This is a genomic window from Flavobacterium sp., assembly GCF_031422135.1.
In the GTDB taxonomy this organism is placed as follows: Bacteria; Bacteroidota; Bacteroidia; order Flavobacteriales; family Flavobacteriaceae; genus Flavobacterium.
Window position 1 is genome coordinate 23187 of the sequence record NZ_JANOQD010000125.1, and the last position, 9797, is coordinate 32983.

General features: G+C 33.6%; 7 protein-coding genes. 5 read left to right on the plus strand and 2 right to left on the minus strand.

Features of this window, described 5'->3' with window-relative positions; all coding sequences use genetic code 11:
* Positions 1-32: 32 nt before the first annotated feature.
* On the plus strand, positions 33-1805 hold the full coding sequence (locus RMO70_RS16455; RefSeq protein WP_310557534.1) for a long-chain fatty acid--CoA ligase: 1773 nt from the start codon (positions 33-35) through the stop codon (positions 1803-1805).
* 81 nt (positions 1806-1886) lie between these two features.
* Complete coding sequence (locus RMO70_RS16460) at positions 1887-2936, plus strand: proline iminopeptidase-family hydrolase (RefSeq protein ID WP_310557535.1); 1050 nt, start codon at positions 1887-1889, stop codon at positions 2934-2936.
* Between the two features lie 53 nt (positions 2937-2989).
* On the opposite strand, the gene RMO70_RS16465 is transcribed toward RMO70_RS16460, so the two are convergent.
* On the minus strand, positions 2990-4564 hold the full coding sequence (locus RMO70_RS16465; protein WP_310557536.1) for a phage tail sheath C-terminal domain-containing protein: 1575 nt from the start codon (positions 4562-4564) through the stop codon (positions 2990-2992).
* A gap of 38 nt (positions 4565-4602) precedes the next feature.
* Positions 4603-5121 carry a contractile injection system tape measure protein gene (locus RMO70_RS16470; RefSeq protein WP_310557537.1) on the minus strand — a complete coding sequence of 173 codons (519 nt, stop codon included), beginning with the start codon at positions 5119-5121 and terminating at the stop codon, positions 4603-4605.
* Between the two features lie 463 nt (positions 5122-5584).
* Here RMO70_RS16470 and RMO70_RS16475 point away from each other — a divergent pair, with 463 nt between their 5' ends.
* From RMO70_RS16475 to RMO70_RS16485, 3 genes are all read left to right on the plus strand, one after another.
* A complete protein-coding gene (locus tag RMO70_RS16475; protein ID WP_310557538.1) occupies positions 5585-6043 on the plus strand; it encodes a MarR family transcriptional regulator in 459 nt (152 codons plus the stop codon).
* 19 nt (positions 6044-6062) lie between these two features.
* Positions 6063-8453 (plus strand): 3-hydroxyacyl-CoA dehydrogenase NAD-binding domain-containing protein, encoded by a 2391-nt coding sequence (locus RMO70_RS16480; RefSeq protein ID WP_310557539.1) that lies wholly within the window; start codon positions 6063-6065, stop codon positions 8451-8453.
* A 114-nt stretch (positions 8454-8567) separates the two neighbouring features.
* On the plus strand, positions 8568-9752 hold the full coding sequence (locus RMO70_RS16485; RefSeq protein WP_310557540.1) for an acetyl-CoA C-acyltransferase: 1185 nt from the start codon (positions 8568-8570) through the stop codon (positions 9750-9752).
* Positions 9753-9797 lie beyond the last annotated feature (45 nt).

Consider the following 9797-nt stretch of genomic DNA (forward strand, 5'->3'; position numbering starts at 1 on the left):
ATTAATTTGCATTAAATTAAATCTAAATACGAATGATCAAGATTACACGCCTTTTCGATTTTGCTTACCACCAACTTGAAAATTACAATATACCTGATGCTCTGGTAACCAAACAAAACGGAACTTGGAAAAAAACTTCTTCACAAGAGTACATTGATAAAGGCAATACCATTTCTCGTGCTTTATTGCGAATGCAAATCAATCCAAATGACAAAATTGCTATAATTTCTTCCAATAATAGAACCGAATGGCATATTATGGATGTCGGTATTCTTCAAGTTGGCGCACAAAACGTGCCAATATATCCAACAATTTCGGAACAAGACTATGAATATATATTAAATCATTGCGAAGCCAAATACTGTTTTGTTTCTGATGAAGAAGTACTCGGAAAACTAAATTCAATAAAGCATAATGTGCCTAATTTAATAGATGTTTTTTCGTTTAACGAGATTTCAGGTTGTAAAAATTGGTCTGAAATTCTAAAATTAGGAGAAGAAAAATCAAATCAAACGCAAGTTGAAGAAAGAAAAAACAAGGTAAAACCATTAGATTTAGCCACTATAATATACACTTCTGGCACTACTGGAAAACCAAAAGGTGTAATGCTTTCTCACAACAATATTGTTTCTAATGTATTAGATTCTTCAAACAGAATTCCATTTGAGGCTGGTAGTTCTCGCGCTTTGAGTTTTTTACCAATTTGTCATATATATGAGCGAATGGTAACCTATATTTATCAATATATGGGTTGCTCAATTTATTTTGGAGAATCAATCGAAAAAATTTCTGACAACATTAAAGAAGTCCAACCTACAGTAATGACTGGTGTTCCGAGGCTTATTGAAAAAGTTTATGATAAAATTATTTCGAAAGGAAGCGAATTAACAGGCATCAAAAAGAAATTATTTTTCTGGGCAGTAGAATTAGGATTGAGATACGAACCTTATGGTGCCAATGGTTTTTGGTATGAATTGCAACTTAAAATTGCAAGAAAATTAATTTTTAGTAAATGGAAAGCTGGACTTGGAGGAAGATTAGATCTTATTGTTAACGGAAGTGCTGCTTTACAACCTCGATTAGCACGAATTTTTGCAGCGGCTCAAATCAATATTATGGAAGGCTATGGCTTGTCCGAAACATCGCCTGTAATATCTGTAAATGATATGAGAAACGGTGGTTTCAGAGTAGGAACTGTTGGTAGAATAATAGATAATGTAGAAATAAAAATTGCCGAAGATGGAGAAATACTTTGCAAAGGACCAAACGTAATGATGGGCTATTACAAAGACGAAACTCAAACTAATGAAGCAATTAAGAATGGTTATTTCCATACTGGAGACATTGGAGAAATAAGTGCTGATGGTTTCCTGAAAATTACAGATCGCAAGAAAGAAATGTTCAAAACATCTGGAGGAAAATATATTGCTCCTCAATTGCTTGAAAACACAATGAAGCAATCCCGTTTTATTGAACAAATTATGGTTATAGGAGACGGACAGAAAATGCCAGCGGCTTTTATACAACCTAATTTTGAGTTTGTAAAAGAATGGGCAAAATTACATAACATTATACTTGGATCAACCAACGAAGAAATAATTGAAAATCCAAAAGTTATTGATCGTATCCAGCAAGAAGTTGACATAATCAACGAAAAATTTGGCAATTGGGAAAAAATCAAACGTTTTGAACTTACACCTGATTTATGGACTGTACCAGCTGGTCACCTCACTCCTACTATGAAACTCAAACGAAAAGTTGTAATGGAAAAATATTATGGATTATTTGAAAAAATTTATAATTAATTTCTCAATTCCATTGAAAAAGGTTCAGTGAAAAACCAAATCAATTAAAAACAACTTCATTTGTGGCTAAATATTCAAAATATGAAACTAAAAATCATTATTGCAACACTATTATTTAGCCTGATATTTAATGGATGCAAGCAAACTCCTGAAAGTCAAACCAAAGAAAACTATCTTGATTTCTCCAAACGAGACGATCAATGGACAGGTGGAATCAAAATAATTCCTATAAAAACACCAGTTGGAAATTTCAAAGTTTGGACAAAACGTGTAGGAAACAACCCAACCATAAAAGTGCTTTTACTTCACGGTGGTCCTGGTGTAACCCACGAATTGTATGAGTGTTTTGATGGTTATTTCCCAAACGAAAGTATTGAATACATCTATTATGATCAATTGGGTTCCTATTATAGTGACCAACCAACTGACAAAAAACTTTGGACAAATGAACGTTTCGTAGAAGAGGTGGAACAAGTTCGTATTGCATTGAATTTAAACAAAGATAATTTTTACTTACTTGGACAATCTTGGGGTGGAATTCTCGCAATGGAATACGCTTTGAAATATCAACAAAATTTAAAAGGCTTAATCATATCGAATATGATGGCAAGCGCACCAGAATATAACAAGTATGCCGAGGAAGTTTTAGGTCCAAAATTACCAACAGAAGTTTTCAATCAAATTAAAACATTCGAAAAAAACAAAGACTATACAAATCCGAAATACACCGAGCTCCTTTTCAAATACTACTACACAGAACATATCTTAAGAAAACCATTAGAAGAATGGCCAGAAGCCGTAAACAGATGCTTCAAACATCTAAATCCAAACGTGTATATCCATATGCAAGGACCAAGTGAATTCGGAATTACTGGCGATGCCAGTTTAAAAAATTGGGATATCAAATCCAAACTCAAAACACTAACAATACCTACTTTAGTCATTGGTGCAAAACACGATACTATGGATCCAGAACATATGAAATGGATATCCAAAGAAGTCCAAAATGGTCGTTTTTTATTCTGTCCAAATGGAAGTCATTTATCTCAATATGACGACCAAAAAACATATTTCAATGGTTTAATAAAATTTTTACGAGATGTAGATTCTGTAAAATTTAAAAAAGGATAAAAAATAGCTCAAAAACAATTACAATGTTCTTGAGCTATTTTCATTGATAATTACTAAGATTTAGCCATTTCTTGTTGCAAAGTAAGTACTATAAATTCTGCAGGATGAATAATAGCCACTTTTACGGTTATATTCATAAATCCGTTTAGAATATCATCCGAAGTCATAGTAGTTCCCAATCCACATGCTACTGAAAATGCATCAGAAGCAGAAGCTCCTTGTAGTCCTCCTTCTTTCCATATTGATGTTAAAAAACTACTTATCATAGCTTTAACAGCTTCCCATGTGTTTTTGTTATTGGGTTCAAAAACATAAGCATTTGCAGCTAACTTACAAGATTGTTCTAAAAAAATCATTGTTCTTCTTACTGATAAATACTTCCAATCCAAGCTATTTCCGTCTAAAGTTCTTGCACCCCAAACTAAAATTCCTATTCCATTAAAAGAACGAATAGCATTAATCGATTTCCCTGAAACGGCATCTATATTCAAGTTCCCTTGTTGTACATCAGTCAAATTAATAGGCAACGAAGAAACACTTACAATCGACTTATTAGCTGGAGCTTGCCACACACCTTCCTGATTGTCAGTACTAGTAATCACACCAGCCATAGCACCACTGGGAGGTAAAATATTGACATCAAACAATATATGCTTAATAATAAGGGCATAAGTTTTACTTGCATTTATTAAAGCAATATTGTTTTGCGTTACCGATAATCCTGATAAAGGATTATTAATATTTGCCATAATACTTACAACACTTGGATTAGGATTATCCGCAGGAATTAAAATTGCCTGTAATTGTTTTGTATCACCTCCAAATAAATTTGTATAATCGATATCCTGATTTTGCATAATGGTAGTTCCTATAAAAGGGTAATAAGCCGCACCATAATTTAATCCTAGCAAACCAGTATTATTTCTAAAAGTTTCAATATCATTTGTGTATGAAATAGGATCTGGATTTCTTGCTCCTATAATATCAAAAATCGCTATAGCAGTTTGCATTTCAGTACAATGTTTCAACATTCCTTGCATTAAAGTACCATTATTCTCGACACTCAACAATGTTGCTTCGGGACAAATATACATCGTAGGCTCTTGCTCATTCAAGAGCAATGTCAAACCATTTTGTAAATCGGTTAGTTGTACATTAGGATTTACAATTTGATCCCCTACATTTATTGGTTTTTTAGAAGGTGCTCCATAACCACCCACTGAAACAATGTAAGCATCTCCTCCTCCATTTTCATAAAATAATCTTATACTATTGTATAAATAATAAATGGTATTTGGATCAGGGACAATAGAATAATAAGCATTATCAATAAGTATATAATCCCCTTTTGTAGGTTGACTTTTTTGCTTAGTCAAATAATATTCTGGTGTATATTGCTTAGCTGGACTTGCTGAAGGAGCAGAATTTGGAAAACAATAAATAGCTTGAAACTCTGCAAAAGAAGTTATTTTCTGAGCCACATTCAGATACGATTTCCCTTCATATATAGCTGTAGGCGTATAACCTATAAAAGCAGGAACTGCTGTCGCCACTGGAACTACCGAATTTGGAAAGGCATTTAACTCATCTATATAAACACCGGGTGATTTAATATTCGACTCAATCATAATTTCATATTCTTTATTTATCTTATAAAATTACTGTTTTAATATGGCCAAATTACATGCAAAGGTTTTAGCATCCAAGAGTATTTAATAATTGAAAAAGAAAATGGTGATTTATGAATTAATAAATCATACACCTTTTTGTCTACAATTAATTCCCAGCGTTCTTCTTTTTCTACTAACAATCCATCCCTAACTAACCAATTGCCTCTAAAGCCATTTACAGTACAATCACCAATGGCAGACCAATGAGAAATTGCTGCATTAATAAGTCCATCCATTAGATTTTTATGATTATCTGTAATCTCAATACCATCACCAACTGGTATTGCTAATGGTAATCCACAAAACACTTTATTAAGTGATAAAGAACTTTCTTCTGTCTTAGATAAACCTGTAGCCAAATACTGTATGTAATGCACTCCTTGCAATTGACTTTCCTTAGTTTTAAACTTATTTTTCTCAAGCAAATCTAGGCGCTCCAGCAACATCGAGATATAAGCATTGAGTATTACAATACCAGCATTTTTAATTGCAATTCCTTCTTGTTGATTAACCATTTTTTAGATTCTTGTTTTGTGAATGAATGATTTATTTGTAAACTATTTTACTGAATTCTGAACACAAAAGCAACAAAACTTTCTACTTCAGTTCCTCTAGTAAAGTAAAACCAATATAACACTTTTTTTTAACATAACGGAAAACCTCAAAATTAGGCACAAAAGTATTATATAACATTTGCAAATAATAAGGTAGTTTTACGTATTATAAATGAAAATCATTTACATTATTAACTCTAATAATGTATGCAATCTCCTTTTAAATGCGCAACTCCTTAATCATACTTCCATTTAAAACTAACAAAAGTCCATTTTCCATAAAATGAGGCATACTCATAAATACCAACAAAACAATCTGTTTTAAGCTATATTTTTATTTTTTTCATAAGCATCTAAAAAAATAATTCGATTTATTATGCGTGCATAGTATTTTTTAGTACCTTTGATATTGTTTAAAATAAATATGAAAGAAAAAACAATAGATTATGCACTTCGTGAAACTTGGCAAGCAGTGTCAAGAATGTACAACGAAGAAGCATCAAAATATGATGGCTCTATGGCTATTGGCTTTGCTTTATTGAGTATAGATAAAGAAGAAGGAACTCCATCAACCAAAATCGCATCACGAATGGGAATGGAAGCCACATCTCTAACCAGAACCTTAAAAACACTAGAAGAAAAAGGATTAATTATTCGTAAACCAAATCCAAATGACGGTCGCGGAGTACTCGTTTATTTAACCGAATTTGGAAAGGAAAAACGGGCACAATCCAAAGAAACCGTACTCAAATTCAATGAAACAATAAAAAATAATGTTTCTGTTGAAAAATTAAAAAATTTTATGGAAGTTTCAGAAACCATAAATGAACTCATACAAGAAAAAAACATATTTAATCACCCGAGCGTCAGCGAACTGGCGTAGCAAAACGAAAAAATAGAAAATGAAGCGTATTATTAAAAAAGTAGCAGTTATTGGATCCGGAATTATGGGTTCAGGCATTGCCTGTCATTTTGCCAACATTGGCGTAGAAGTTTTACTTCTGGACATTGTTCCAAAAGAACCCAACGAAGTCGAAACTAAAAAAGGTTTAACAATTGATAGCAAAATTGTTCGTAACCGCCTAGTAAACGACAGTTTGGCAACAGCATTGAAATCAAAACCTTCTCCTATATATAATGCAAAATTTGCAAACCGCATTACTACAGGAAACACAACTGATGATATGGCAAAAATTGCCAATGTCGATTGGATTATTGAAGTTGTTGTAGAACGTTTGGATATCAAAAAATTAGTTTTCGAACAAGTAGAAAAATTCCGTAAGCCTGGAACTTTAATTACATCGAATACTTCTGGAATTCCTATCAAATTTATGTCCGAAGGAAGAAGCGAAGATTTTCAGAAACATTTCTGCGGAACACACTTTTTCAATCCAGCCCGTTATTTAAAATTATTCGAAATTATTCCTGGCCCACAAACCTCTTCAGAAGTTTTGGATTTCTTGACTGTTTATGGTGAAAAATTCTTAGGTAAAACTTCTGTTGTTGCCAAAGACACTCCTGCATTTATAGGAAATAGAGTTGGAATCTACGGAATTCAATCATTATTTCACTTAGTTAAAGAATTGGGATTGACCATCGAAGAAGTTGATAAATTAACTGGCCCAGTAATTGGTCGACCAAAATCGGCTACTTTCAGAACTGTAGATGTTGTTGGACTAGATACTTTGGTGCACGTAGCCAACGGAATTTACGAAAATTGTCCGACTGATGAACAACATGAATTGTTCAAACTTCCAGAATTTGTCAATAAAATGATGGAAAACAAATGGTTGGGAAGCAAAACCAATCAAGGTTTTTACAAAAAAGAAGGAAAAGACATTCTATCTTTAGATTTAAATACTCTTGAATATCGTGCTGCAAAACGAGCTTCTTTTACAACTTTAGAATTAACAAAAACGATTGACAAACCTATTGATCGTTTCAAAGTTCTGGTAAAAGGAAAAGACAAAGCTGGTGAATTTTATAGAAAATCGTTCTCCGGAATGTTTGCCTATGTATCCAATAGAATTCCTGAAATTTCAAACGAACTATTCAAAATCGATGATGCTATGAAAGCAGGTTTCGGTTGGGAAAATGGTCCATTCGAAATTTGGGATGCCATTGGTGTCGAAAAAGGAATCGAAATAATGAAAGCTGAAGGCCTAGCTCCAGCTGCTTGGGTTACTGAAATGTTGGCTGCTGGAAATACTAGTTTTTATTCTGTAAAAGAAGGAGCAACTTATTTCTACAATATCCCAACCAAATCACAAACTAAAGTTCCTGGTCAAGATTCATTTATAATCTTGAACAACATTCGCGAAAGCAAAAAAGTATGGAGCAACAGTGGAGCAATTATCCAAGATTTAGGCGACGGAATTCTGAATTTAGAATTTCAATCGAAAATGAATACCATCGGTGGTGATGTACTTACAGCAATCAATAAAGCAATTGATTTAGCCGAAACACAATATCAAGGTTTGGTTATTGGTAATCAAGCTGCGAATTTCTCTGTTGGTGCCAATATTGGAATGATATTTATGATGGCTGTCGAACAAGAATATGACGAATTAAATATGGCAATCAAAATGTTTCAAGACACAATGATGCGCGTACGTTATTCTGGAATTCCAGTAATTGTTGCGCCTCACGGAATGACTTTTGGTGGTGGTTGCGAAATGAGTTTGCACGCCGATAAAGTTGTTGCTGCAGCAGAAACCTATATGGGATTAGTAGAATTTGGTGTTGGGGTTATTCCTGGCGGTGGTGGTTCGAAAGAATTGGCATTGCGAGCAGCAGATTTATTCCGTAAAAACGATGTAGAATTGAATGTATTACAAGAATATTTTATGACAATTGCTATGGCAAAAGTTTCGACTTCGGCTTATGAAGCATTCGATTTAGGATTGTTGCAACACGGAAAAGATATTGTGGTGGTAAACAAAGACCGTCAGATTGCTGAAGCTAAAAAACAAGCGTTATTAATGGCAGAAGCAGGTTACACACAACCAATTCGCAGAACAGATGTAAAAGTTTTAGGAAAACAAGCATTAGGAATGTTCCTTGTTGGAACCAATCAAATGGTGGCTGGAAAATACATATCAGAACACGATTTGAAAATTGCAAATAAACTGGCCTATGTTATGGCTGGTGGTGATTTATCAGAACACACATTGGTATCGGAACAATATTTATTAGATATCGAACGTGAAGCTTTCTTGTCACTTTGTACAGAAAGAAAAACATTAGAAAGAATACAGTTTATGTTAACCAAAGGGAAACCATTACGTAATTAATATATTGAATAAAACAGATTCAAGAAATTAGAGAAATCTAAAAAAATTATTAAAATTTCTCTAATTTCTTAAATCTGTGTTCAAAAAAATTACAATTTTTTAAATTAAAAAAAGATGAAAACAGCATATATAGTAAAAGCATATAGAACAGCCGTTGGTAAAGCACCAAAAGGATTATTCCGTTTCAAACGTCCTGACGAATTAGCAGCCGAAACCATCGAATTTATGATGGCCGAATTGCCAAATTTCGACAAAACGCGTATAGACGACGTTATGGTAGGAAACGCAATGCCAGAAGCTGAACAAGGACTAAACGTTGGTCGTTTAATTTCATTAATGGGATTAAAAGTTGATGATGTTCCAGGTGTAACAGTCAATAGATATTGTGCTTCGGGATTAGAAACTATCGGAATGGCGACAGCTAAAATTCAATCAGGAATGGCACATTGCATTATTGCTGGTGGAGCCGAAAGTATGAGTTATATCCCAATGGGTGGTTACAAACCAACTCCAGATTATAAAATGGCTGCAGCGGGACACGAAGATTATTACTGGGGAATGGGTTTAACATCGGAAGCGGTGGCAAAACAATTCAACATTTCTCGCGCAGATCAAGATGAGTTTGCATTCAACTCACATAACAAAGCATTAAAAGCTCAAGCTGACGGTAAATTTGACAAACAAATAGTTCCTATTACAGTTGAACAAACATTTATCAATGAAAACGGAAAAAAAGAAACTAAATCATATGTAGTAAAAAAAGATGAAGGACCAAGATTCGGAACTTCTCTAGAAGGATTAGGAGCTTTACGACCAGTTTTTGCTGCCGATGGCTCTGTAACTGCTGGAAATTCATCTCAAATGAGTGATGGAGCAGCATTTGTATTGGTTATGAGTGAAGAAATGGTAAAAGAATTAAACTTAGAACCAATAGCTAGATTAGTGAACTTCGCATCTGCAGGAGTAGAACCAAGAATTATGGGAATTGGACCAGTAAAAGCCATTCCTAAAGTATTGAAACAAGCAGGATTGACTTTAAAAGATATTGATTTAATCGAATTAAACGAAGCATTTGCATCTCAAGCATTAGCAGTAACTCGCGAATTAGATTTAAATCCAGATATTATAAATGTAAATGGTGGAGCAATTGCTTTAGGTCATCCATTAGGTTGTACTGGTGCAAAACTTTCTGTTCAATTATTTGAAGAAATGAGATTGAGAAAAGCCAAATACGGAATTGTAAGTATGTGTGTTGGAACAGGACAAGGAAGTGCTGGTGTTTATGAATTTTTAAATTAACAATAAAAATAAAAGTAGTAATGGAAGATATAACTAGAGGTGGGC